Origin of the sequence: Marinomonas posidonica, from assembly GCF_043643765.1 — a bacterium.
GTDB lineage: Bacteria > Pseudomonadota > Gammaproteobacteria > Pseudomonadales > Marinomonadaceae > Marinomonas > Marinomonas posidonica_A.
Genome location: NZ_JBHZSP010000020.1, coordinates 1 through 26,152 on the forward strand (window position 1 = coordinate 1; position 26,152 = coordinate 26,152).

Genomic DNA, 26,152 nt, shown 5'->3' on the forward strand with positions numbered 1-26,152 from the left:
TAAGACTTCAATTTCTTTTTTGAAGCCCCAGCGAGCGCCCACACAAATTATCTGATTATCTATTTTAAAGAGCGTTGACTGCTTATTCGCTGTCAGTGGGGGCGTATAATACCGTCTGATTATTTTTACGCAAGTAGTTTTTTCATAAATTTTAGAAAAACTTCTTTTCAGTAAAAAGAGTCGATCAGACTTCTACTATTCTGAGTTCTTTAGGCATAGAAAATGAGACGTTTTCTTCTCTTCCTTGAAGCTCTTCTGGCGCCGAGCCACCCTCTGCGATTAGGCGATCGATTACCTCATTCACCAGTACTTCTGGCGCTGATGCGCCAGCGGTAACACCAACACTCGTCACCCCATCCAACCAATCATGTTGAATTTCGCTGGCATTATCTATTAGATGAGCCGTCGCCCCCATTCTTTCCGCCAGTTCTTTTAGACGGTTTGAGTTGGAACTGTTTACCGACCCAACCACTAAGACAAGTTGCGATTCTTGTGCGAGGGTTTTCACCGCATCCTGACGGTTCTGAGTGGCGTAACAAATATCATCTTTTTTAGGTCCACGAATCAGTGGAAAATGCTCACGCAGCGCATCAATCACCACCGAAGTATCATCCATGGACAAGGTTGTCTGCGTCACAAAAGCCAATTGATCCGCATTCTGCACACGTAAACTGGCGACATCGGCAGGATTTTCTACCAGATAAATAGCGCCACCTTTTGAATCATCATACTGACCCATGGTGCCTTCTACTTCTGGATGACCATCGTGACCGATTAAGATACATTCCATACCATCACGAGAATATCGCAAGACCTCTAGGTGTACCTTGGTCACCAAAGGACAGGTTGCATCAAAAACTTTTAAGCCACGGTTAGTCGCTTCATCCCTTACCGCTTTGGAAACCCCATGAGCACTAAAGATCACGATATTATCATCAGGCACTTGGTCAAGCTCATCAACAAACACAGCGCCACGTGCTTTTAATGATTCCACCACAAATTTGTTATGAACCACCTCATGACGCACATAGATTGGCGCTTCGAACAAATCCAAGCAACGATTAACAATATCGATAGCACGATCTACACCCGCACAAAAGCCACGTGGATTCGCTAGCTGGATGGCAAAACTCATGCAGACTCCTCGACCTCAATGATCTGTACCTTAAAGGTCAATGTTCGACCGGCCAATGGATGGTTAAAATCCACCAGCACATCCTTTTCATCAATTTCTGCGATCACGCCCGGCAGTTCGTTTTTGCTCATGTCAGCAAAGGATACGACCATCCCTTCTTCGAGATCCATTTCAAACTGAGAACGCGGAATACGTTGCAAATTGCTCTCGTTATGGACACCAAAAGCTTTCTCAGGGGTCATGATAAAACTCGACTCATCACCCGCTTTCAAACCAAGTAAAGACTCTTCAAATGCGGGTAACAAGCTACCATCACCAAAGCGAAAACTGGCTGGCGCTTGCTCAAAGTTAGAGTCCACTACCTGCCCATCTTCCAAGGCCAATTCAAAGTGAAGGGTAATTTGGCTCTGCGCCGTAATTGAAGTCATTTTTCATCACCTTTTTTATCCGGGCCAATGACGCTTTCTAGCAACATCAAAATCACCCCAATCGTAATCGCACTGTCGGCTATATTGAAAGCCGGAAAATACCAAGACTGCAGCCAATGGAATTGCAAAAAATCCACCACATGACCATACACCAGACGATCATATAAATTACCGATTGCGCCACCCAAGATCAGACTTAAAGACAAGGCTTCAAGAAAATGAGTTTTCGCAATGTTAACCAAACGCCAACTTATACCGATCACCACAGCAATGGCGATGATTGAAAACAACCAACGCTGCCAACCACCCGCTTGCGCCAAGAAACTAAAGGCGGCACCAGTGTTGTAACGCAAGGTAAGATCAAACACTGGCAACACTGCGATCTCTTGCCCATAGTGCAAGTTCGCTTCAACTAGCTGCTTAGTTATCCAATCCAACGCAAAAACAACCAACGCCAGCGCCCACCAGCGCTGGAGTTGTTGCCAGATATAAGTCAGTTTCATCTGATTAAGCATAAAGGCGCTCTTCGCCTTCTCCATCAGGCAAGTTACTGATACAACGATCACATAATTCAGGATGCGTCTCACGTTGACCTACTTCTTCTCTGTGGTGCCAACAGCGAACACATTTTTCGTTGGAACTGGTCACAACAGATACTTTCAAGCCAGGCAATTCAGAGTCAACAGCATCAGCAGGCGCTTGCGCCAATGACAAGACTTTCACGTCAGACGCAATCAGAACAAAACGCAACTCTTCACCTAAGCGATCTAACACATTCTGCAAAGTGTCATCACAATACAAGGTGATATCCGCACTTAAGCTGGCTTTGATCTTACCTTCATTTCGAGCCGCTTCCAGTACTTTGTTGGTCGCGACTTTTGCTTCCAACACTTGCTTCCAGAAATCACGGCCAAGCTCTTCCTCACCAGACAACTCAGCTAGACCTTCATACCAAGTTTCCAAGAGCACAGACTCGCCGTGCTCGCCAGGCAGTGACTGCCAGATCTCGTCGGCGGTGAAGCTCAATACTGGCGCAATCCAGCGAGTGAAAGCTTCCACAATGTGATACAAAGCCGTTTGTGCAGAACGACGCGCCAAACTGTCTGGCTGAGTCGTATACTGACGGTCTTTAATGACGTCTAAATAGAAGCCACCCAAGTCCACTGAACAGAAGTTTTGGATTTTCTGATTCACCGTATGGAACTGGTACTCGTTGTAAGCTTCGTCGATCTCTTTTTGCAACTGCGCCGCACGATCTACGATCCAACGATCAAGAGCGATCATTTTTTCGCTCTCAACCATGTCTTTTGCTGGATCAAAACCATTCAAATTCGCCAACATGAAACGCGCGGTGTTACGAATACGACGGTAAGAATCCGCGACTCGCTTGAGGATTTCATCCGATACCGTCATTTCACCCGTGTAATCGGTTGCCGCCACCCACAAACGGATAATATCGGCACCCAACGTACTCATCACTTTCTGTGGTGAAACCACGTTACCCAAAGACTTAGACATCTTGCGACCGTCGCCGTCGACGGTAAAGCCGTGAGTCAATACACCCTTATAAGGCGGCACGCCACGAATCGCGATAGACGTTTTCAAAGACGACTGGAACCAACCACGGTGCTGATCCGATCCTTCAAGATACAAATCTGCAGGGAAGCTCAACTCGTCACGCTGATCGATAACTGAGTAGTGCGTCACACCGGAATCGAACCACACATCTAAAGTGTCTGTCACTTTGCTGTATTTCTCAGCATCAGCACCAAGCAATTCAGCGGCATCTAGTTCGAACCACGCATCAATGCCTTCTTTCTCAATCCGCAACGCCACTTCTTCGATTAGACGCGGCGTTTCAGGGTGCAACTCTTGCGTTTCTTTGTCGATAAATAGAGCGATTGGCACACCCCAAGTACGCTGACGAGACACACACCAGTCAGGACTGTTATTCAACATCCCTTCCATGCGATTTTGTCCCCAGCTTGGTGTCCACTTAACACCTTTCACCGCTTCTTTGGCAGAATCCAACAAGCCTTTTTCATCCATGCTGACAAACCATTGTGGCGTGGCACGGAAAATCAAAGGCGTCTTAGTACGCCAACAATGTGGGTAACTGTGGAAAATTTTAGATTCAAAGACTAACGCTTGATTGGCGCTCAAAGCCTCTAAGATCGCACCGTCAACCTTGTACACGTGCATGCCAGAAAACTCACCAGCCGCATCAGAATACACACCGTTATCTTGCACTAGGTTAATCGTACCTAGACCGTTAGCGCGACCCACATTAAAGTCATCCACACCATGATCTGGTGCAGTGTGCACACAACCCGTACCCGCTTCCGTCGTCACGTGCTCGCCTAAGATAAGCGGAATATCACGCTCAAAGAAAGGGTGATTCAACATGCTGTTTGCCAACGACTGACCTTGCGCACGACCGACAATACGGAAACTTTCTTGACCGTAACGCTGCATGATGCTCGGCACCATGTCTTCCGCCATGACCAAGCGCTCTTTACCTTGACCCATATCTACTTCGACCAAAGCGTAATTGAACTCTGGGTGAATCGATACGGCCTGACTGGCAGGCAAGGTCCAAGGCGTCGTTGTCCAGATGACAACAGACACAGGACCTTCTCCCGCTACATCGGAGAATTTCGCTAAAAAGGCCGCTTCGTCTTGCGGTGCGTAACGCACATCCAAAGACAAAGACGTTTTATCTTGGTATTCCACTTCCGCCTCAGCCAAAGCAGAGCCACCCACCACACTCCAGTAAACTGGCTTAAAGCCTTTTACTAAGTGGCCGTTCTCGGCGATTTTACCCAAAGCACGAACAATGTTGGCCTCTGTCTCGAAGTTCATGGTCAGATAAGGCTTTTCCCAATCCCCCATCACCCCTAGACGAATAAAATCTTTTTTCTGTTCTTCAATTTGCGTGTAAGCGTATTCACGGCATTTAGCGCGAAATTCTTTGAACGACACTTTGTCGCCCGCTTTGCCAATCATTTGCTCAACTTTGTGCTCAATTGGCAGACCGTGACAGTCCCAACCAGGAATATAAGGCGCGTCATATCCGCTCACGGTTTTCGATTTAACAATAATGTCTTTGAGGATTTTGTTAACCGCGTGACCAATATGAATGCTGCCATTCGCATATGGAGGGCCATCATGAAGAATAAATGGCTTACGACCTTTACTTACTTCGCGTACTTTCTGGTAAAGATCCATATCCTGCCAACGCTTCAGCATTGCAGGTTCACGTTTTGCCAAATCACCACGCATTGGGAAATCCGTGTTTGGCAAATTCAGTGTCGGTTTATAATCACTCATGGTTTATCGATTTATCCTCAAAGATCATCAGTTCACTGATTGCTGAAGAAGCGAATTGCCTCTTCTTTGTCACATTGAATTTGTTTTTCAAGCTCTTCCAAGCCAGACATTTTACGCTCTGCACGAACAAACAGACAGAACGTCACCTTGACATATTGATCATAAAGATCACCGTCAAAGTCCAGCAAGTGCACCTCTAAAATAGGTGTTTTACCTTGTACTGTTGGACGCACACCAATATTGGCAACGCCATCGTATTCTTTATCATTGACCGCAAGACGAACCGCATACACACCTGACAAGGCTGGTTTAACCCCTTTCAAATGTACATTTGCCGTAGGAAAACCTAACTTACGCCCAAGCTGCTGACCGTGAATCACTCGACCACTTAGTGTTACAGCGTGGCCCATATTCGCTTCGGCGGCATGAATATCACCTTGCTCCAACGCTAAACGAACCATTGAGCTACTCACGCGCTCGCCCGACGCATTCAACACAGACGGTGTATTTTCCACCTCAAAGCCATGTTGTACACCAAAGCCGCTCAAGTATTCAAAATCCCCTTGACGATCACAGCCAAAGCGAAAATCGTCCCCGACCACCAAATGCTTAACAGACAATCCATCAAGTAAGATTTGCTGACAAAACGCCTGCGCATCAAGCTGCTGCAGTTTGGGGTTGAACGGCATACACAAGACATAATCGATGCCTTGACCTTCTAGCCACTTCACCTTATCACGCAAGCGGCCAATTCGTCCTGGCGCGGACTCGGGCGCAAAAAACTCTCGTGGCTGCGGCTCAAAAATCATAATCGCCGCTGGCGCATCATATTGTTTTGCCAGTGCTTTTGCTCTTGCCAAAATCGCACCATGGCCTAAGTGAACACCATCGAAATTGCCGATCGTCAGCACGCAGGCCTTATGCCTTGGACGGATATTATGAATACCGCGTATTAACTCCATAGAACCCCGTACAGAACAATTAAAGATTAGCGTCAAAAAAATATTCGCGATTATATAGCAGTTCATGGATTGAAGGTAGGCCAGAACTTGCACAAGCTGTGCAAAAGCACCGTTAATAAAAACTCAATGTTTCATTATAGATGGTCGCAAACCCGCCATAATCGCCACCAAACCATACACAGCCACACCAGAACAAACGATCAACAACGTCTTAGCAATACGCTGAATGTCCGACATTTGCGTCCACTGCCACCCCATATTTTGGAACACATACAAACAGGCCGCCAAAGCCAACGTTGCGCAAATCAAAATCCGCAACAACACTCGCCACCGTATCGTAAACACATGATGCTTCGCCTTATACAGACCATACCAAAGCAAGAAAGCATTCAATGCGGCTGATAAACTGGTCGCCAAGGCCAACCCAACATGCCCAAGCGGCCATACCAAAATCAAATTGAACACCATGTTCGACACCATGGCGATGATGCCTACCTTAACCGGCGTTTTCGTATCCTGACGTGCATAATAGCCAGGCGCCAACACCTTAATCAGCATCATAAATACCAACCCCAATGAATAGGCCTGTAAACTTTGCGCCGCCTTCTGAACATCACTCGCTGTCAGCTCACCTCGATAAAAAATGGTCGCAATCAAAGGCTCAGCCAACATAAACAAAGCCAATGAAGACGGCACTGCGATTAACAGCAATAGACGCAACGCCCAATCCATAGTGTCAGAAAAACGAGACGCCTCACCGCCTGAAAAACTGCGCGACAAAGACGGCAAAATCACCGTACTGATGGCAATGGCAAAAATCCCAAGGGGTAATTCATACAAACGATCAGACAAATACAACCAGGTAATACTGCCCGTTTCTAAAAACGACGCCAGTACCGTATCCAATAGCAAATTAATCTGCCCAACCGACACACCAAACAACGCGGGTCCAATCAAAATGAGAATCCGCTTCACTCCTGGATGACCAAACCCCATTCTAGGCATTGGCAATAATTTCAATCGCGCGAGGAAAGGCACTTGGAACAATAACTGAATCAAACCAGCAAAAAACACACCCCACGCCACCGCCACTTCAGCCTGAGCGGCCGTACGCGCAAACATCAAGGTCGCGACAATCAACGAAATGTTCAGAAAAATAGGCGTAATGGCCGGCACTGCATACTCACCATGCGCATTCAAAATGCCGCCCGCTAAGGCCGTCAGAGAAATAAACAATAAATAAGGAAACGTGATCACCAGCAACTCAGACGCCAATTGAGCCTGACTGGCATCATCAACAAAACCAGGCGCAAAAACGTAAACCACCCAAGGTGCGCACACCATAAACAAGGCCGTCACACACAGCAGCACCAGCGTCAACGACCCTGTTACCGCCGCCACCAAGGCGCGCACGTCTTCATGCGTTTCTTTTACTCGATATTCACTTAATACCGGAACAAAGGCCTGCGCAAACGCGCCTTCTGCAAATAAACGACGAAAAAAGTTAGGAATTTTAAAAGCAACATAAAAAGCATCGGCACTGCCACTGGCCCCTAAAACAAAGGCCAAAGCCGCATCTCTCACCAGCCCGAGAATACGAGAAAGAAAGGTACAAACCGAAACCAGCACCCCAGAACGCAATAAAGACAAAGAGTTACGCTTTTTACTGACACGAGAATCAAGTTCTGACATTTTGGCTTACGATACATCCCAATGATAAATTCCTACAAGAATAACACCTGTAAGGGCGTTAACGCAGCCAAATATATCGGTTGTTTTCACGAATAATTGCAGAATAGGGTTGTGACAATGTGAAAAACTGGTAAAATCCGCCGCGAGATTTTAAAGTTTAAAACTTTGACATTAATTTCACGACACAGCACTTTTTGCTGTGTCGTTTTTCATTTAGAAAACTTAAAGGAGCCAGACCGTGGCAAATTCCGCCGGTTCAAAAAAACGTGCGCGCCAGGCAATCAAACGTCGCGCTCACAATGGTAGCCTTCGCTCTATGGTTCGCACTTACTTGAAAAAAGTAGACGCAGCTATCGAAGCAGGCAATCAAGCTGAAGCACAAGCAGCTTACGTTCTAGCGACCTCAAAGCTAGACAAAGCGGCTAACAAAGGCCTATATCACAAAAACAAAGCAGCTCGTCATAAGAGTCGCTTGAGTGCTAAAATCAAAGCACTGGCCTAATCCCTATGAAAAAACCGGCTATGCCGGTTTTTTCATATCTGTTTTTGCCTTTCTTAAATTTGCTAGCCAAACAAAATAACCAGCCAAACCACTGCCGCCAAGATAAGCGCCAACATAACGGCCGCTGATCCCAGATCTTTTGCACGCCCAGACAATTCATGATGCTCATGACTAATGCGATCCACAATCGCCTCGACACTCGAATTCAACGTTTCAACGATCAATACCACACCAACCGAAAAAATTAATACAGCACGCTCTAAACCACTGTCTCCTAGCCATAAAGCAAAGGGCAAAGAAATAAGAAACAGACACGCCTCTTGACGAAAAGCCGCTTCATGCTGCCATTGAGCACGCAACCCCTGATAAGAATACTTAGCAGCACTTATCACGCGATTTAATCCTACCTTTCCCGGCTTAGCCATACACCTACCCCGTTAAATAATCACTAGATCATCTCGATGAATTAACTCAGGTTCACCTTCATAACCCAATATTTCACCAATTTTACTAGATGGCTTACCCAGCAACTTTAGGGTTTCGGCCACACTGTAATTCACCAAACCACGAGCAATTAAAGTGCCAGATTCGTCCACACAAATCACCATATCGCCACGAGAAAACGTCCCTTCCGCGTCCTTCACACCAACTGACAGCAGACTTCCCGCTTTACGCAACGCATTGACCGCCCCCTGATCCAACGTCAATGCCCCACGACTCTTAAGATGACCCGCCAACCATTGCTTACGAGCCGCAATGGGACTACTCTCGGGCAACAACCAGGTCCCCAGCACTTCACCTTTTGCAAGACGCAAAATCACATCTTCTTCACGGCCTGAAGCAATCAAAGTATCGGCACCGGAGCGCGCCGCCAAGCGAGCCGCACGCACCTTAGTCAGCATACCACCACTGCCCAATACACCCGCGCCACCACTTGCCATCGACTCCAGTCGATCGTCAGAAGCTGAAATATAAGAAATTAATGTTGCATCTTGATGATCGCGAGGATTCTTATCAAACAACCCCTGCTGGTCGGTCAAAATGATTAGGGCGTCCGCTTCGACCAAATTCGCCACCAAAGCCCCTAAGGTGTCATTATCACCAAAGCGAATCTCATCGGTTACAACAGTGTCATTTTCATTAACAATGGGTACAACACCTAAACCAAGCAAAGTTCTCAACGAGGATCGTGCGTTTAAGTAGCGTCGACGGTTCGACAGATCATCATGAGTCAACAAGATTTGCGCCGTGCACAGGCCATGATTCTCAAAATGAGACTCATACACACCCACCAATTCCATTTGGCCAACCGCTGCGGCCGCCTGCAACTCATTCACTTGAGTCGGTCGAGTCACGAAACCCAACCGCTTCATGCCAGCCGCAATGGAACCTGACGACACCAGAACCACTTCCTTACCCTGAGCCTTTAACTCGGCAATTTGTGCTACCCACAAACCAATGCGAGCCACGTCTAATCCCTGACCATCATTCGTTAGTAACGCACTGCCTATTTTGACAACGATGCGCTGCGCCTGTGCAATTTTCTCTCGTAATTCCATGATACTACTTATACTCACAATCCCGATTAACCAACGTATTCAACTTCTACATCGTAATCATCATCGTCAAAGTCATCATCATCCAATGCTTGACCCGCTTTACGACGTTTTTCACGCAACGATAGGATGCGATTACGACCCTCTTCATCAATTAGACGACGCATCGCCTCTTCTTTCTCTCGAGCTTCTTCGCTTTCTGCTAACAAGGTACGCTGCTCATCCAAGACCGTCATCAAGTCCAGACACAACACCTCAGTACCTTCACCAGAAATCGCTGAGACACGATACGTACGACCTTCCCAGCCCAGCGCATCAATCACACTCTGGCAACGTTCTTCTAACTCGTCTTCTGGCACCATGTCTGTCTTGTTTAACACCAACCAACGATCACGTTGAGCCAGGGCTGGACTAAACTGCTCCAATTCATTGACGGCAATTTGTGCTGCCTCTGCTGGCGTCACTTCATCCCAAGGCGCTAAATCGACAATGTGCAAAAGAATACGGTTACGCACCAAATGCTTAAGGAATCGAATACCCAGACCCGCCCCTTCAGATGCCCCTTCGATGATTCCCGGAATGTCGGCAATCACGAAACTCTGATGTTTTTTCACTTTTACCACACCAAGGTTTGGTACCAAGGTAGTAAAAGGATAATCCGCCACTTTTGGCTTCGCAGAGGACACGGAACGAATAAACGTCGACTTACCGGCATTAGGCAAACCTAACAAACCCACATCCGCCAACACCTTCATTTCCAACTTCAGCGTACGCTCTTCACCGACCGTACCTTTAGTGGTTTGACGCGGTGCACGGTTAGTACTGGATTTGAAACGCGTATTACCCAAACCACGATGACCACCTTGAGCCACCTTGAGCGTTTGACCGACTTTCACCAAATCACCCAGCGTCTCACCTGTATCTTCATCGATGACAGTCGTTCCTACCGGCACTTTGATCTCAAGGTCAGGGCCTTTCGCCCCGGTCATATCACGACCTTGGCCGTTTTCACCACCTTCAGCGATGTACTTTTTCGTATAGCGAAAATCGATCAGCGTATTCAATGACTCATCCGCCACCAACACCACACTACCACCATTACCGCCATCACCGCCGTCTGGGCCACCTTTTGCGACAAACTTCTCGCGCCAGAAACTCAAACAACCATTACCGCCTTTACCTGCTCTTACGTAGATACTGGCTTCATCAACAAATTTCACAGAAACACCTCTTCGGTGGGTTATCTAGGTCAACAAACCTGATTATAGAATTCTTACAAAAAAAAAGCCCCGCGCTGCGGAGCTTTTTTTAATTTTTAGCAAATGATTAAGCCGCTACGACAGAAACTGTACGACGCTTAAACTTACCTTTTACTTCAAATTTCACTTGGCCTTCTGCAACAGCAAACAAAGTGTGATCTTTACCAATTTTAACACCTTCACCAGCGTGGAACTGAGTACCACGTTGACGAACTAGAATGTTACCTGGAATCACAACCTGACCACCAAAGCGCTTGACACCTAATCGTTTCGACTCGGAATCGCGACCGTTACGAGTACTACCACCCGCCTTTTTGTGAGCCATGACTTACTCCTTAAATAAGTTAATTAACGCTAACGCTTAGTTAATACCAGTTACTTTCACTTCCGTGAACCACTGACGATGACCCATGCGCTTCATAGAGTGCTTACGACGACGGAATTTCAAAATTTTCACTTTGTCTCCGCGACCGTGAGAAACTACTTCCGCAGTTACTTTAGCGCCTTCTACAACTGGAGCGCCAACTTTTACGTCGTCGCCGTTACTCACAAGAAGAACGTCGTTGAATTCAACAACACCGCCTTCTTCAACCGCAAGCTTTTCAACTTTAAGGGTTTGGCCTTCTTGTACACGGTATTGCTTACCGCCAGTTTTAATTACTGCAAACATGTTCTTCTCCAATAAGATCTACCCGGCTACTGAATTTGTATTTGACCTACTTCTAGTGGCATCCATCTCCGCGAAATAAACACGAAAACCAACAACCATATGATAGGGAGCAAAATGTGGGCAAATCGGACGCAGGATTGTACAAAATCAACTCAATTAATACAAGGAAAAAGCAGAGTCTTTATATATTTTTCGTATTTTGGGTTGACCCTGACACAAGCCTTACCTAGCATGAGGCACACTTGCTGATCAGCTTGGGACTTTTATAGCTTCGGAAATTGCATGCAACCTATACAAATACACGATGTTGTGGCCAATGAATTTGGTCAAGTGAACGATTATATCGTCTCACAACTTAGTAGTGACATCCCTCTCATCGAGCAAATCGGCTACTACATTATCAGCAACGGCGGCAAACGCTTACGACCTTTATTGGTTTTATTAGCAGCAAAAAGCTGCTCAGAGCTAGCCGACGACAAACTGAAAAATGCCATTAAAATGGCGACCATCATTGAATTCATTCATACATCGACCTTGTTACACGACGACGTGGTCGATGAATCCGATATGCGACGTGGTAAAAAAACCGCCAATGAGGAATGGGGCAATGCACCTAGCGTATTGGTTGGCGACTTCCTTTACTCGCGCGCCTTTCAGATTATGGTCGATGTTGGCAACATGCCCTGCATGGAGATTTTAGCCAAAACCACTAACATCATTGCCGAAGGTGAAGTTCAGCAACTCATCAATTGTGGCGATCCAGACACAAGCGAAGCCAGCTACCTAAAAGTGATTCAATACAAAACCGCCAAACTGTTTGAAGGCGCGGCGCTATGCGGCGCAGTGGTAGCGGGAGCCAACGCAGAACAACAAGAAGCCTTGCGGTTGTATGGCATGTACGTGGGAACCGCCTTCCAATTAATCGACGATATCATGGATTACACCAGCACGGCTGAAGAAATGGGCAAAAGCGTCGGAGACGACCTTTCCGAAGGAAAACCCACTCTGCCGCTTATCTACACCATGAAACACGGTACAGACGATGCGAAAGAACGCGTTAGACAAGCGATTTTAACGGGCGGTCTAGATCAACTGGAAGACATCATCAATGACGTTCGCTATTGCGGTGCGATAGATTACACGCAACAGCAAGCTCAACAACAAGCGGACTTGGCCATCGAAGCCATTCAACCCTTGGCAGAGTCTGAGTACAAAGACGCTCTAATCGCCCTCGCTCACGCCTCAGTTAAACGCCGCAATTAGCTCTTAATATATCAGATTCAGTCTAAGGTTAAGCGACTGAGTCTGATATCATCTGTCCATCAACCCGCAATAAGTCCATAACAACCTGCGCGGCCAATGACGAATTTTGCTGCATAAAGCAGTGTCCGCCCTCCACTTCAATCAAATGTATATTGGCATTCAATTTGGCACACAGGCGATAAGCCTCTTTAAAATAATCAAAGGTATCTTTGCCCAACACTATGTAGGTTGGCACCGAAATTTGCGCGATTTTTTTCCACAAACCTTTTGGATAGCTTGAAAAAATCGCCGCCTCCATCCACGTTGGGCACTTTAATTGATAATGACCTTTTTCATCCTGCAACAAAGAAGAGCCAATATAGTCCTCTAAACACTCAGCTTCCCAGCCTTTAAAGGTGCCGCGTTCATAAAAACTTTTATGAACTTGAGCATAACTCTCCCATTGTGTACGACGTCGTTTGGCTTGTTTCGCCAATGGAATATGGCGCGTTAGGCCCGCTAATTTCACGCCACGCATCATCCAAATAAGACGCGGAGGAAACAGCGCCGGATCCAACAAAATCATGCGACTGAATATGGGCTCATCTAACTGGTTAATCAACGCTGTCATGCAACCGCCAAAACTGTGACCCATACCAATCATCTCTGAACTCGGCTCTAACTCTCGACGCTGCAACAGGGATTGCGAAAAACGAGCCGCTGTCTCATTCCAACCAACAAAACCTTTCGTGACAGAAGACCCACCATGACCTGCCGCATCTTGCAAAATTAAGTTGTAGCCTTCTAATTGAGACAAAAAACGCGCATAAGTCTGCACAGCAAACCCATTACCATGTAAAAAATGAATCGTTGACTGATTCCTATCTTCATATCGAGAGTAGCCCTGTAGATGACCATCAGGCAATTCATGTTGCCAGGTTGATAAAGTTAACGTGTCATCTCGGTTCATATAAAACTCAAATATCCGTACAAAGAAAACACAAATACTACCAGAAATAGCGCAACGAAAAGATCCTCAACACCATTTCCGTTAAAAAACTCTTTACTACTGAGTGTTTTTCGATCTATTGACGGTTTTTTTCCTCACAAACATTCATATTGCCGCCTCAAACCGATATAATCAGCTAGATTTTATACTGCAAACTGGACCACATAACCCACCGAGCTATTTCTAGTCTGCGGCTGGATGTGGATATAGGACTATAATGACTACAGCTTCATCTTTTGAAAAAGACGAACTATTAAAATGCGGCCACGGTGAAATGTTTGGTGCAGGTAATGCCCAACTTCCTGTTGGCAACATGCTAATGATGGATCGCATCACTCACATCTCTGCTGAGGGCGGTGAACATGGCAAAGGCGAAATCATTGCCGAGCTAGATATCCACCCAGACCTTTGGTTTTTCGAATGCCACTTCCCTGGTGATCCGGTTATGCCCGGCTGCCTAGGCTTAGACGCCATGTGGCAACTTGTTGGCTTTTTCCTTGGCTGGAAAGGCAACAAAGGTCGTGGACGCGCACTTGGCTCAGGTGAAGTAAAATTCACAGGGCAAATCCTACCAACTGCGAAAAAAGTGACTTTCCACATCAACTTAAAACGCGTTATTGAACGCAAGTTGGTGATGGGCATCGCAGACGGAAGTGTAAAAGTAGATGGCCGTGAAATATACACAGCAAAAGATTTGCGTGTTGGTCTATTTACGTCAACAGAAGATTTCTAAAAGATTCAGAATGAAAGAGGCACATTTATGCGTCGTGTAGTAGTAACAGGTCTAGGCATTGTCAGCTGCCTTGGCAATGACAAAGACAGCGTTTTAAACTCGTTGCGCGAGGGCCAGTCTGGTATTCGCTTCGCTGAAGATTACAAAGAACACGGCTTCCGTAGCCATGTTTGTGGTCGCATCGATCTTGATGCAAACAGCATTGATCGTAAAGTTCGTCGCTTCATGGGCGACGCGGCAACTTACGCTTACGTTTCCATGCAACAAGCCATCACAGATGCTGGCTTAACAGAAGACCAAGTGTCTAACATCCGTACTGGCCTCGTTGCCGGTTCAGGTGGTGCATCAGCACAAAACCTAGTAGATGCTGCAGACACACTACGCGAAAAAGGCGTAAAACGTGTTGGCCCTTACCGTGTTACACAAACGATGGGCAGTACTGTATCCGCTTGTTTGGCAACACCTTTCAAAATCAAAGGCGTTAACTACTCCATCACATCGGCTTGTTCAACCAGTGCACACTGTATCGGTAACGCCATGGAATTGATCCAACTAGGCAAACAGGACATCGTTTTTGCCGGTGGTGGTGAAGAAGAAAGCTGGACACAAACTTGTATGTTTGATGCGATGGGCGCCTTGTCTTCTAAGTACAACGAAACACCAGAAAAAGCGTCTCGTGCTTACGATGCAAACCGTGATGGTTTTGTTATCGCAGGTGGCGGCGGTATGCTGGTGATCGAAGAACTAGAACACGCTAAAGCTCGTGGAGCAAAAATCTACGCAGAATTAGTCGGTTACGGTGCAACATCTGATGGCTACGACATGGTCGCGCCATCTGGTGAAGGTGCAGTACGTTGTATGCAAATGGCGATGAGTACAGTAGAAGAGAAAATCGACTACATCAACACTCACGGCACAAGTACACCTGCTGGTGACATGAAAGAACTGCAAGCTGTCAACGAAACATTCGGCGACGACATTCCACTAATCAGTTCTACTAAGTCACTGTCTGGTCACTCACTAGGTGCGGCTGGCGTACACGAGGCGATTTACTGCCTGCTTATGATGGAAAACGACTTCATCACAGCGTCAGCAAACGTAGAAGAACTAGATGAAGCGGCAGGTAACATTCCTGTTGTGACCACTCGCAAAGACAATGCGAATCTAAACACTATCATGTCAAACAGCTTTGGCTTCGGCGGCACCAACGCCAGCTTGGTATTCAAAAAATACCAAGGCTAATCAGCCAAACGCTCAATAAAAAAGCCGCTAATGCGGCTTTTTTATTGTCTACACGTTACTTTAACGATCAAATCAATCGTTGAAAATATACTGATTTCCTTTCGGTAGTTTTGCCATTTCGGCACGCATCCAAGCATCCATTTCGTCATGTAGTTCTGACGTTTTCTTACCATCAGACTCAATCACCGGCCCCACCACTACTCGAATAGCACCTGGAAACTTACGCCAGCGTTTACCCGGCCAAGTGTAGCCGGCGTTATGCACAACGGGCAGAATCGGCGCTTTGGTTGAGGTCGCCAACATCGCCGCCCCTTTATTAAAAGCTTGCTCTTGGTTGGGCGCAATGCGCGTACCTTCAGGGAAAATCAAAACAGAACGACCATCTTCAATTCGCTCTTTTCCCTGACTGATGATCTGCTTTAGGGCATTGGTTCGTTGTGAACGATCAATGGCGATCGGCTGCACCATACGCAACCCCCAACCAAAGAAAGGCACAGACAGAAGCTCTTTTTTTAGCACCGTTGACACAGGCGCCATCAACACCTGTAACATATAGGTTTCCCATTCACTTTGGTGGTTTGCCACCAGCACAAACGCGCGCTGTCGATCAATGTTTTCCAGGCCAACAAACTCAATTTTTACACCACAAAACACTCGAAAGACGAATAATAAACCTTTGTTATGAAGGTTAAGTACCGGCTGACGAAGCCCTTTCGGTAACAATACGGTTGCTAAAGGCGCTAGAGCGCCAAACAACAAGGTCGACAACATGTAATAAACAAAGAATACGGCTGATCCAATCCACGATCGAAGTGACTCCCAAAGACTCATTAAAACCTTACTCCTCGTTTTATTTTGCTAAATATTTTTGCTGCTGCTTCAAAGGGTTGGCATACATTGCCAACACCGTATCACGCAAATCTTGCGGACACTCTTCTAGGTAACGTGAGAACGCGGCATCCGGCGACGTTTGTCCAATCTGCATAGCTAACGCCGCTTCATTCGTAGATTGAATAGCATAGTTCGTGATGATCTGACGATCGACTTCCTCAACAAACTCTTCCGGTGTTTCAAAGCCATCTTTGATTACATCACCAAAGGTCACTACCACTTTGCCTTTTTGCCCAACAATGCCATTTTTAATGCTATCAATGTCTTCAAATTCGGCTTTTTCGTAGCTGCCAGTCGAAGACTTTTGATGCAATTCATTGGCTTTATCAAAGGCACAAGGATCGTATTCATAAGAGATGGAAACTGGCACAACTTTTAAGTTTGCCATCGCTTCAGCAAAAGACTTCTTCTCTTTCTTCTGACTCATAAAAAACATTTTAATGATGGCCGGATCCGTTTGATCCAAGCCGTCTTTTGCACGGCCTTCTTTTTGCGCAATCCAAATATTACACTGATCTTTGGTCAAAGATTCAGTGATATAAGCCGACAACTGACCAAACGCCGCCATCATTTCGCGAATGCCGTTAGCAGAACGCTTAACAATGAAACTCTTATTCAGACGCATCAGGTCGGACACAAAAGGACGACGCAATAAGTTATCACCAATGGCGATACGAACCGTATCCAATCCCGCCAAATACAAGCCATAATTGACAAATGCAGGGTCCATGGCAATGTCTCTGTGGTTTGACAGAAACAAATACCCTACCCCTTTTTGCAATTTCTCAATGCCTCGATATTCCACGTTAGTGGTCGTGGTTTTGATCATACGCTCCATATAATCCGCTACGAGCATTTGGAATTCGTGAACATTGGAGATTTTGGCAACTTGACGCTTCAACGCCAACTTCACCACTAACGCCAAGGCGCCGCGTGTCCATTTCGGCCATTTAGCAAAACGAAAACCAATAATCGTATTAATAAAGTCTGGTGTGGTGACCAGGTTTTGCAGCACCTCGGCGACTTCATCGTCGTTGTAGGGGCGTATATCGTGAAACTGATCCATTTATTTTTCCGTTAGTAAAAACTAAGCTGTTTTTCGTATTATATTTACAGAGACTGAATATCAAAACCAAGCGCTTCCAACTCATCACGCTTAGTGACAGAGGTAACCACGGCAATGTTTTCATTCTCTTTCGTTAGGTATGTCTTCGCGACCTGTTGCAATTGCTCAATCGTCACAGACAAAATTTTCGCTCGAAACGCTTCTCGATAAGCAAGGCTACGGCCATGTAACTGGACATAGAAATCGCTCTGCGCTTCACCAGCAGGTGAACTTGGTTTATCCATAGAACCAATCACACCTAAAATGGCTTCTTCTAATGCTTCATCACTGTGAGTGTCATTCAATAACCACTCAATAGACGCATCAAAGTCAGCCAATGTTTCTGTCAATCTTGGATCACGGTAGGAGTAGAAACGGAATGACCCCGTGCCACCGTCAAAGGTTGCACCACCACCATAGGCACCACCTTGCTCTCGAATCGCACGATGTAAAAAGCCGTTTCTCAAGAAACCACCCAATACCGTCAATGCCGCCACATCAGGATGATCACCAAACGCAGTTCGGTAGGCTTTACTACAGAAGCTAACTTGCGTTGACGTCAACCAAGCCAATTTCAATTGACCTTGCTGAGCAGGTAAGGTGAAGTGCGTGTCCTTATCTCCAGTTGGCAAGTCCGCGAACACCTCATTTACTTGCGTCATGATGCTCGCTTCATGTTGTGCTTCAGCCACTAACAACATCTGTTTCTTAGCGCGCAACAACTTACTATGGATACGCTTAAAGACAGCCAAAACCTGTTGTACTGCCGCCTTGTCTGCTTTCATCGCATCGTCTAATTCGATGGCGGAACGAATACCCGACATGCCACCCCATGCTTCTTGCTGTGCAGCCAAACCAGAAATAGCGCTGGCCGCGGCCGCCATCGCCAAGGAATGACCTTGTCCAGTGACAGACTGTTCACGACGTGCACGGCGTTGCGCCACCAACTCTTTAACACGGTTTTCTTCGTCGAAACGCACATGCAACATGGTGTCACGCAACAACTCGCTCATGGCTTTGACATTCGGAACCAAGGCTTTAGAAGAAAGAATGAAGTAACCTGTTACCGTTTGACGATCATTAATGGTCGCTCTAATCGAATTCGATGCACCCAGACCGCCACACACTTGTGCCTGCTTTTCTTGTATCGCAAGGTAATCTTGATCACCTACTCCAAGCTCTGTCATCACCGAGGAGAACAGTGGCAAGTAGCCCGTCTCTTCCTCGTCTAGCTCTGGTAACTCAACCACCAATTGTTGATACACCAGACCATTTGTTCCCTGAGGGTAAAAGGTAATAGGCAAACGACCTGTTACCTGCTCTCGATCGTATTCAGGCAAGCGTGCTGGCACATCTTCTAAGCCGACTTTTGGCAAGATGCTCATATCATCGACTTGCGCCTGACGCTCTTTCAACGCTTCACTGCGTTCAATAATTTGCTGTTTTTGTTCGTCGCTTAAAGACGCCTTGATGCGACTCAAACGGTCTTTTTCCGCCTGATTACGACGTGTTTCCAATGCATCGTCTGGACTTAATGTCAGCGTTACTCGGTGAGCATTCGACAACAGCAAGCTGTTAATAAGATCTGGAATGTAATTCGGCGCCTGTACTTTCTCACGCATCTCAGCGATCACTGGATCCAAGTCCAATTGCGCAATGACATCACCGGAATGCACTGCCGTCGACAGTCCTGCGAGGATCAATTGCAAACCATAAGGGTAACTGCCACCACCAATTTCACGTTGGCTTAATTCCAACTGGTGCAACATGGCGTCAACCATATCCTGTTGTACGCCTTGTTCCGCAATCTCTTCCAAACTAGAGAGGATTAACGCTTCGACCTTACTGGAGTCTTCTCGCTTCACCCCTTCAAGACCACACATAAAGCTCATTTCTTTATTGCTGTCTTCCAGTCCACACAAAGGCGACGGCGCGCGTCCAAGATCAGAGTTTTCCAATACTCGACGCAATGGCGAAGCACTGTTATCCAACAACACACTGGACAATAATTGCGCTTCAAACTGCTGCGTTAAATCCGTACTCTCACCCAGCAACCAGCCGACAACCACGTGGCTACCGTCTTCTTTCACTTCGTCAGCGGCATAACATTCTTCTACGCGAACTGGCGAGAAATAACGTTTCGCATTCGGCACACTGACTTGGGTATCAAGACGCTCAAAACGGCTCAATACTTTCTTCTCGAATTCGGCTTGCAAGGTCTCAGCCGGAATATCACCAAAGGTCATGAAAACCGCATTAGAAGGATGATAATGAGTACGATAGAAAGCCAACAAATCGTCGTAAGAAAGATCAGGAATATCCGTCGGTTCGCCACCAGAGTTGAAATGGTAAGTGTTACTTGGGAACAAATACTTTGTCAGAGTTTGCCACAACACAGAGGTGGTTGAACTCATTGCCCCTTTCATTTCATTAAAAACCACACCTTTAAACGTCAGATCAGACTCGGCGTTATCAGGTTCAGCAAACTCTAAACGGTGACCTTCCTGAGAGAAGTCCAACTCATCCAGCCGAGAAAAGAACACGGCATCTAAATACACGTCCAATAAGTTATGAAAATCTTTCTTGTTCTTACTGGCAAAGGGATACGCAGTCCAATCAGAAGAGGTAAAGGCATTCATGAAAGTATTCAATGAACGACGAATCATCATAAAGAAAGGATCACGCACAGGAAAACGCTCAGAACCACACAAAACGGTATGTTCCAAAATATGCGCCACACCACAAGAATCAGTTGGTACAGTTTTTAGTCCAACTAAGAAAACGTTTTCATCATTTTCCGATGCGATGTGAAAATGCTTTGCGCCGGTGACGGTATGCTCGAACTCCTGAACACTGGCGTTCAGAGCGTCAATAAACTCACTGCGAATAAATTTAAACGCAGGATGGTGCGCGATGCGATCTGTCATTCTCTACCTCGATAGAATTAGAATACGATGACTCAATAAAATGGTTCTTATGGCCAGCTTAACCACCAGCCAATTAAAGTGGCGAGATTATAGCAAAATCCCCACATTTCCTGCACCAAATAACACGCAAGCATTCAGTAGAGAATGCTAAAACTTAGCGTTTTTGATGCCGCTCCCAGTTTTCTAGGCGGGCTTTTTCACTCTTCTTAAACAGCACATAAACCGCGCCTAAACCACCGTGATAACGTTGAGCGCTGTGGAATGCCATCACCTCATCAATGTCACGTAACCACTTATTGATGTAACTCTTTAATGTGGCTTGATTTTCTGGTGTACGATCACCTTTACCATGCACTATGATGCCCACTCGAATATCGTGGTTCATACAATCTTGAGTAAACTGAAATACTTCTCGACGTGCTTCTTCCACGGTACGACGGTGTAAATCCAAACGTGATTCCACGCCATATTTGCCCTGGCGTAAACGCTTAAAAACCCCATCTTGTACACCAGAACGCTTAAATTCCAGCATGTCATTTGGATCAACACGCTCAACATAATCTTTCGACAAGTAATTTCTGTCTTCTTGTTTGGCTTCTAACGCCGCTTTTTGACGAGCAACAAAATCCGCTTCACCCTGCTTTTTTCCCAAGTACACTTCGGTTTTTTTCAGCGGGCGAATGCCTTTCACTTCCTCGGCAAATAAAGAGAACGCTTCATCCTCGGTCATAACGACTCACCTCAAAACTCACCATAATGCCTTATCAGACAGCCGAATAAACAAAAGGCTCCCATAGGAGCCAACACATTCCGTTTATCCCTGCTTTCACCTCAGTGAAAGTCACTGTTTCACTTGCCCTTATCGACAAGTTACAAGACACACTTTCATATGGGAATCATTATAACAGGATATACATTCGACAACTAATATTGATAATCACGACAAACACCCGTTGATTCGCACTAAAAAAAGACCGTCTGCACAAAATTGCACCAATACCAGTCCAAAGTCGCCCCAAAAGACACTAAACAACGCGTTTTTACTTGGCATGAATAGTGCTTGAGTAATAAGTGTTCGTACCCTTGGAAAGTCGAACATGACAATTTGATAAATAGAGAGCTAGGGTTCCGATATCAAGATACAACTTGATATGACTGGTCCGAGAGCTTTCGACCTTGATGTTTCAAGGTTACACGGCGGGATAAAAGCCCGGGAGACCACATGGCGATTTTGCCAAGGGTACTCCATGTGTAACTAACAAACTGAAAAGGTAACTCCCTATGAACTTCCCAAAGAATAAAGTACCCGCTCTACTGTTTGCTCTACTCGCCTCATCTCAAACCTTTGCCAAAGAAGACTTTAAAGTCTGCTGGTCAATCTACGCAGGTTGGATGCCTTGGGCTTACGCCGAACAATCCGGCATTGTCGATAAATGGGCTGAAAAGTACGACATCAACATCGATATCGTGCAAATCAATGACTATGTTGAATCCATGAACCAGTACACGGCCGGACAATTCGATGCTTGTACCATGGCGCAAATGGATGCGTTAACCATTCCTGCGGTCGGTGGTGTAGACAGTACAGTGTTAATTGCTGGTGACTACTCAAACGGCAATGACGCCATCATACTGTTCGGAGAGGACGACCTAGCGGATATCAAAGGTCAAAGCGTCAACCTGGTCGAATACAGTGTTTCTCACTACTTACTTGCTCGTGGATTAGACACCATAGGGTTAAGTGAACGCGATGTCCAAGTGGTTAATACGTCCGATGCGGATCTGGTCTCTGTGTTTGGAACCGGCGATGTCTCTGCAACCGTCACATGGAATCCTTTGGTCAGTGAAATTCTCTCCATGCCAAACACCTATGACGTGTTTAACTCATCACAAATTCCAGGCGAAATCATTGACGGGCTCATCGTCAACACTAAAACACTGAATGACAATCCAGCCTTAGGCAAAGCGTTAACAGGCGCCTGGTTTGAAGTCATGTCCAAAATGTCAGGGAACAGTGACAGCGCGAAAGAAATTCGCACGCTTATGGCAGAAGCGGCTGAAACAAACTTAGCTGGATATGACGCGCAACTGGCTAAAACCAACATGTATTACACACCAGATGCGGCTTTAGAACTGGTAAACAGTCCTAAACTCGTTGACACCATGAAGCACGTGGCGGAATTTTCCTTCGAGCACGGCCTATTAGGCGATGGCGCACCAAGTGCGGATGTTGTGGGGATTGAGATGCCTGCAGGCACCTATGGTAACCCTAACAACATTAAGCTTCGTTTCGATAATACCTACATGCAAATGGCGGCGGACGGAAAACTGTAAGCGCTTTTTCAGCGTGCTTTGTCCATCGACAAAGCACGCTATCGAAACACTTTCAGTAAGGCCTGATTATGAAGAAACTCGTGAATTACTCTCCCTCTCCAGTCAACCAGATTTTGCTTGGTTTACTGCCTTTTGCTGTGCTTTTGATTGTCTATATGATGGGTTCCGACGCCCGTTTGTCGGTCAATCCAGATGACAAGCTATTACCTTCATTTGAGCAAATGGGCGACGCCATCTATCGCCTCGCCTTTGAACCCAGCCGTCGTACCGGCGAACTGGTGTTTTGGCAAGACACCCTCAGCAGCTTATTACGCTTATTCGCTGGCGTTGGCATTGCGGCCATTTTCGGATTATTGGTTGGCTTGCTAACCGGTGCCTTACCTGTGATTTACGCTACTTTCGCACCACTGTTAACCGTGATTTCACTGATCCCACCACTGGCAGTTTTACCGATTTTGTTCATCATCATTGGCTTGGGAGAAGCCTCTAAAATCACTCTAATTGCCATTGGCGTGGCCCCCTTTATTGCCCGAGACATTCAGCGCCGTACTCAGGAAATCCCCTCAGAACAACTGGTAAAAGCACAAACTCTCGGGGCCAGCACCTTGCAAATATTCATTCGAGTGCTGCTCCCTCAAGTCATGCCGAAATTGATCGATGCGATTCGATTGTCTCTCGGCACGGGTTGGTTATTCCTGATTGCCGCGGAAGCCATTTCCTCCACTGACGGTTTGGGATATCGCATCTTCTTAGTGAGACGCTATATGTCCATGGACATTATCTTGCCTTACGTGGCTTGGATCACCTTATTGGCTTTTCTCATCGATTACTTATTAAGTGCGCTCAACGCTCGCCTTTACCCATGGAATCAGGAGGGCAAATCATGAGTCAGCCTCTAATTGAAGCCCGTCAACTGGGTAAGCAGTATGGTCAAGACATTGTTCTAGAAGGGGTAAACACGCAAGTACACGAAGGTGAGTTTGTCACATTAGTTGGCGCTTCCGGTTGTGGCAAGAGCACTTTCCTCAAAATGATTCTGGGCATTGAGCAAGCCACCTCAGGTGAACTGCTACTCAATGGCAAGTCTATGCCAAACGAACCTGGGCCAGACCGTGGCATTGTCTTTCAGCAATATTCCGTCTTCCCACACATGACCGTATTGGACAATGTCATTGCCGCCAAAGGTTTTCAGAAAGCCTCTCTAACAGGGTATTTGTTTGGTAAGGAAAGGCATATTGCTCAACAAGAAGCCACCGAAATGCTTACTCAAGTTGGATTGAGTCATGCATTAAAACGTTACCCTCATGAACTGTCTGGCGGTATGAAACAACGACTCGCCATTGCTCAAGCCATTATCTGCAAGCCTCGGATTCTATTATTAGACGAACCTTTTGGTGCCCTAGATCCAGGTATTAGAAGCGATATGCACAAGTTAATTCTAGACCTCTGGAAAGCACACAACCTGACCATTTTCATGGTGACCCATGATCTAAAAGAAGGCTTTCACCTCGGTACACGTCTTTGGGTCTTCGACAAAATTCGCCACGACCCACAAGCACCCAATGCTTATGGTGCATCCATCACCTATGACTTACCGGTCGGTGAATCAGATACCCAAACTTATGACGACTTGCATCAACAACTCACTCACCAAAAGCAGAGCCCGAAACAGACTTAACGCGTCCCAACACCTGACGCATTAAATAAAAAGGAGACAAGCATGAAGCAATATCAAACTGTGATTCCCCCCGCAAGCCATTGGTCTTTCCGCATGCGCCGTGGCACCCAGCTCACCCTGACCGATGTCGAAGGCGGTGCGAACGTGGGCATGGTCTTTTATAACCCAGAAAATCTACTGGAACGTTATAACGCCCCCGATACCTTAAAAGCACAACATACCTTCAAATTGACCAAAGGCCATTGCCTTTATTCAGACATGGGGCGCATTTTCGCGTCCATCATTGAAGACTCACTGGGCTGGCATGAAACCGTTTGTGGCAATAGCCACGCCTCTCATATTGAAAGCCAATGGGGTAAGCGAGACTACCAAAATGATCGCAATAACTGGCAACAAAATGGCCACGATGCCATGTTGGTTGAGATGGCGAAATACGGCTTAACTCAAGCGGACATCACCGCAAACCTAAACCTGTTTAGTAAAGTCGAAACCGACGACGAAGGCTCAATGACCTTGGTTGAACAACACAGCAAGGCCGGTGCTCACCTGACCCTTCGCTTTGAAATGGACACACTCGTTATCTTGCACACCTGTCCGCACCCTCTTAGCCAAGCCGACCAGTACCCACGTAAACCTGTTTCATTGCTATTGGAGAAGGCCTTACCTGTCGCCGATGACGATCTTTGTAAAAATTCACGACCAGAAAATCAACGAGGTTTTGCAAACAATAGCCTATACCACTTCGGACTGGAGGCCTAAATCATGATTAAAGAAAGTCAATTAGATGCTCATAAAGCCAACCAAAAATACACCGTCGATTCTGGTGACTATTTCATTCATTATATCCCCGCTGGGGCTACTTTTCGCTTTGTAGATTTAGAGGGAAATCAAGCCGCAGACACCCTATTCTATAACGCGCATAATCCAGCGGAGCGCTACAGCGCCACCGATACCATTCGAGAACAAGGCAATGTTTACCTTACGGCAGGTTCGCAGCTGCGCTCCAATGAAAACCAAGTCATGCTAGAGATTGTTGCTGATACCTGTGGCCGTCACGATACCTTAGGTGGCGCTTGTGCCACGGAAAGTAATACCGTGCGCTACGATCTAGAAAAACGCTGCATGCACGCCTGTCGCGATAGCTGGATGCTAGCGATTGCCGAACACCCTGAATTTGACCTAGACAAACGCGACATCAGCCACAACATCAATTTTTTTATGAATGTCCCCGTCACCCATGCCGGTGGCCTGACCTTTGAAGATGGTATTTCCGCGCCAGGCAAATACGTCGAAATGAAAGCGCACATGGATTTGATCGTGTTGATTTCGAATTGCCCTCAACTGAACAACCCATGTAACGGCTACAACCCAACGCCGATCGAAGTATTGGTTTGGGACACACATCACTAAGGCCATTTTTCTATCCACTCAGTGGACGACCACTGACGTATTGATTA

At 46.4% G+C, this 26,152-nt stretch carries 25 protein-coding genes and 1 riboswitch; of the genes, 9 read left to right on the plus strand and 16 right to left on the minus strand.

The window, feature by feature from the left end:
• Positions 1-184 precede the first annotated feature (184 nt).
• From ispH to murJ, 6 genes are all read right to left on the minus strand, one after another.
• On the minus strand, positions 185-1,135 hold the full coding sequence (gene ispH / locus ACHUFM_RS17375; protein ID WP_394183847.1) for a 4-hydroxy-3-methylbut-2-enyl diphosphate reductase: 951 nt from the start codon (positions 1,133-1,135) through the stop codon (positions 185-187).
• On the minus strand, positions 1,132-1,563 hold the full coding sequence (gene fkpB / locus ACHUFM_RS17380) for an FKBP-type peptidyl-prolyl cis-trans isomerase (protein WP_394183848.1): 432 nt from the start codon (positions 1,561-1,563) through the stop codon (positions 1,132-1,134). The genes ispH and fkpB overlap by 4 nt, the downstream gene beginning before the upstream one ends.
• Positions 1,560-2,078 (minus strand): signal peptidase II, encoded by a 519-nt coding sequence (lspA, locus tag ACHUFM_RS17385; RefSeq protein ID WP_394183849.1) that lies wholly within the window; start codon positions 2,076-2,078, stop codon positions 1,560-1,562. Before lspA ends, fkpB begins: the two co-directional genes overlap by 4 nt.
• Complete coding sequence (gene ileS / locus ACHUFM_RS17390) at positions 2,071-4,893, minus strand: isoleucine--tRNA ligase (RefSeq protein WP_394183850.1); 2,823 nt, start codon at positions 4,891-4,893, stop codon at positions 2,071-2,073. The genes lspA and ileS overlap by 8 nt, the downstream gene beginning before the upstream one ends.
• Positions 4,894-4,925: 32 nt before the next feature.
• Positions 4,926-5,855 carry a bifunctional riboflavin kinase/FAD synthetase gene (gene ribF, locus ACHUFM_RS17395; RefSeq protein WP_394183851.1) on the minus strand — a complete coding sequence of 310 codons (930 nt, stop codon included), beginning with the start codon at positions 5,853-5,855 and terminating at the stop codon, positions 4,926-4,928.
• A 123-nt stretch (positions 5,856-5,978) separates the two neighbouring features.
• Positions 5,979-7,547, minus strand: coding sequence for a murein biosynthesis integral membrane protein MurJ (gene murJ / locus ACHUFM_RS17400; protein WP_394183852.1), 1,569 nt, complete (start codon positions 7,545-7,547; stop codon positions 5,979-5,981).
• A gap of 238 nt (positions 7,548-7,785) precedes the next feature.
• Between murJ and rpsT the strand changes: the two genes are divergently transcribed.
• Positions 7,786-8,049, plus strand: a complete 264-nt coding sequence (gene rpsT / locus ACHUFM_RS17405; protein ID WP_013797789.1) for a 30S ribosomal protein S20 — start codon at positions 7,786-7,788, stop codon at positions 8,047-8,049.
• Between the two features lie 62 nt (positions 8,050-8,111).
• Here rpsT and ACHUFM_RS17410 read toward each other — a convergent pair whose 3' ends face one another.
• From ACHUFM_RS17410 to rplU, 5 genes are all read right to left on the minus strand, one after another.
• Positions 8,112-8,474, minus strand: coding sequence for a diacylglycerol kinase (locus ACHUFM_RS17410; protein ID WP_113875571.1), 363 nt, complete (start codon positions 8,472-8,474; stop codon positions 8,112-8,114).
• Positions 8,475-8,486: 12 nt separating this feature from the next.
• Positions 8,487-9,608, minus strand: coding sequence for a glutamate 5-kinase (gene proB / locus ACHUFM_RS17415; RefSeq protein WP_394183871.1), 1,122 nt, complete (start codon positions 9,606-9,608; stop codon positions 8,487-8,489).
• A gap of 26 nt (positions 9,609-9,634) precedes the next feature.
• Entirely contained in the window at positions 9,635-10,825 is a 1,191-nt protein-coding gene (gene cgtA / locus ACHUFM_RS17420) for an Obg family GTPase CgtA (protein ID WP_394183853.1), read from the minus strand.
• A gap of 106 nt (positions 10,826-10,931) precedes the next feature.
• Positions 10,932-11,189: a 50S ribosomal protein L27 gene (rpmA, locus tag ACHUFM_RS17425; protein WP_013797793.1), complete on the minus strand. Its 258-nt coding sequence runs from the start codon at positions 11,187-11,189 to the stop codon at positions 10,932-10,934.
• Positions 11,190-11,225: 36 nt separating this feature from the next.
• Positions 11,226-11,534: a 50S ribosomal protein L21 gene (gene rplU, locus ACHUFM_RS17430; protein ID WP_063334226.1), complete on the minus strand. Its 309-nt coding sequence runs from the start codon at positions 11,532-11,534 to the stop codon at positions 11,226-11,228.
• 282 nt (positions 11,535-11,816) lie between these two features.
• Between rplU and ACHUFM_RS17435 the strand changes: the two genes are divergently transcribed.
• Positions 11,817-12,797 carry a polyprenyl synthetase family protein gene (locus ACHUFM_RS17435; protein ID WP_394183854.1) on the plus strand — a complete coding sequence of 327 codons (981 nt, stop codon included), beginning with the start codon at positions 11,817-11,819 and terminating at the stop codon, positions 12,795-12,797.
• A 28-nt stretch (positions 12,798-12,825) separates the two neighbouring features.
• Here ACHUFM_RS17435 and ACHUFM_RS17440 read toward each other — a convergent pair whose 3' ends face one another.
• Complete coding sequence (locus ACHUFM_RS17440) at positions 12,826-13,746, minus strand: alpha/beta hydrolase (RefSeq protein WP_394183856.1); 921 nt, start codon at positions 13,744-13,746, stop codon at positions 12,826-12,828.
• A gap of 256 nt (positions 13,747-14,002) precedes the next feature.
• Between ACHUFM_RS17440 and fabA the strand changes: the two genes are divergently transcribed.
• A complete protein-coding gene (gene fabA, locus ACHUFM_RS17445) occupies positions 14,003-14,518 on the plus strand; it encodes a bifunctional 3-hydroxydecanoyl-ACP dehydratase/trans-2-decenoyl-ACP isomerase (protein WP_353666919.1) in 516 nt (171 codons plus the stop codon).
• Between the two features lie 27 nt (positions 14,519-14,545).
• Entirely contained in the window at positions 14,546-15,760 is a 1,215-nt protein-coding gene (gene fabB, locus ACHUFM_RS17450) for a beta-ketoacyl-ACP synthase I (protein ID WP_113875576.1), read from the plus strand.
• A 72-nt stretch (positions 15,761-15,832) separates the two neighbouring features.
• On the opposite strand, the gene ACHUFM_RS17455 is transcribed toward fabB, so the two are convergent.
• The 4 genes from ACHUFM_RS17455 to smrA all read right to left on the minus strand — a co-directional run bounded on the left by ACHUFM_RS17455 (position 15,833) and on the right by smrA (position 21,413).
• Complete coding sequence (locus ACHUFM_RS17455; RefSeq protein ID WP_394183857.1) at positions 15,833-16,591, minus strand: lysophospholipid acyltransferase family protein; 759 nt, start codon at positions 16,589-16,591, stop codon at positions 15,833-15,835.
• Positions 16,592-16,610: 19 nt separating this feature from the next.
• On the minus strand, positions 16,611-17,717 hold the full coding sequence (locus ACHUFM_RS17460) for a 1-acyl-sn-glycerol-3-phosphate acyltransferase (protein ID WP_394183858.1): 1,107 nt from the start codon (positions 17,715-17,717) through the stop codon (positions 16,611-16,613).
• Positions 17,718-17,761: 44 nt separating this feature from the next.
• Complete coding sequence (locus tag ACHUFM_RS17465) at positions 17,762-20,683, minus strand: insulinase family protein (RefSeq protein ID WP_394183859.1); 2,922 nt, start codon at positions 20,681-20,683, stop codon at positions 17,762-17,764.
• Between the two features lie 154 nt (positions 20,684-20,837).
• Positions 20,838-21,413, minus strand: coding sequence for a DNA endonuclease SmrA (gene smrA / locus ACHUFM_RS17470; RefSeq protein ID WP_113875580.1), 576 nt, complete (start codon positions 21,411-21,413; stop codon positions 20,838-20,840).
• Between the two features lie 379 nt (positions 21,414-21,792).
• Positions 21,793-21,902: riboswitch (guanidine-I (ykkC/yxkD leader) on the plus strand.
• 62 nt (positions 21,903-21,964) lie between these two features.
• Between smrA and ACHUFM_RS17475 the strand changes: the two genes are divergently transcribed.
• The 5 genes from ACHUFM_RS17475 to ACHUFM_RS17495 all read left to right on the plus strand — a co-directional run bounded on the left by ACHUFM_RS17475 (position 21,965) and on the right by ACHUFM_RS17495 (position 26,105).
• Positions 21,965-23,017, plus strand: a complete 1,053-nt coding sequence (locus tag ACHUFM_RS17475) for a putative urea ABC transporter substrate-binding protein (protein WP_394183860.1) — start codon at positions 21,965-21,967, stop codon at positions 23,015-23,017.
• 68 nt (positions 23,018-23,085) lie between these two features.
• Positions 23,086-23,904, plus strand: coding sequence for an ABC transporter permease (locus tag ACHUFM_RS17480; protein WP_394183861.1), 819 nt, complete (start codon positions 23,086-23,088; stop codon positions 23,902-23,904).
• Positions 23,901-24,695, plus strand: coding sequence for an ABC transporter ATP-binding protein (locus ACHUFM_RS17485; RefSeq protein ID WP_394183863.1), 795 nt, complete (start codon positions 23,901-23,903; stop codon positions 24,693-24,695). The genes ACHUFM_RS17480 and ACHUFM_RS17485 overlap by 4 nt, the downstream gene beginning before the upstream one ends.
• A 42-nt stretch (positions 24,696-24,737) precedes the next feature.
• Positions 24,738-25,454, plus strand: a complete 717-nt coding sequence (locus tag ACHUFM_RS17490) for an urea amidolyase associated protein UAAP1 (RefSeq protein WP_394183864.1) — start codon at positions 24,738-24,740, stop codon at positions 25,452-25,454.
• Between the two features lie 3 nt (positions 25,455-25,457).
• Positions 25,458-26,105 (plus strand): urea amidolyase associated protein UAAP2, encoded by a 648-nt coding sequence (locus tag ACHUFM_RS17495; RefSeq protein WP_394183865.1) that lies wholly within the window; start codon positions 25,458-25,460, stop codon positions 26,103-26,105.
• Positions 26,106-26,152 lie beyond the last annotated feature (47 nt).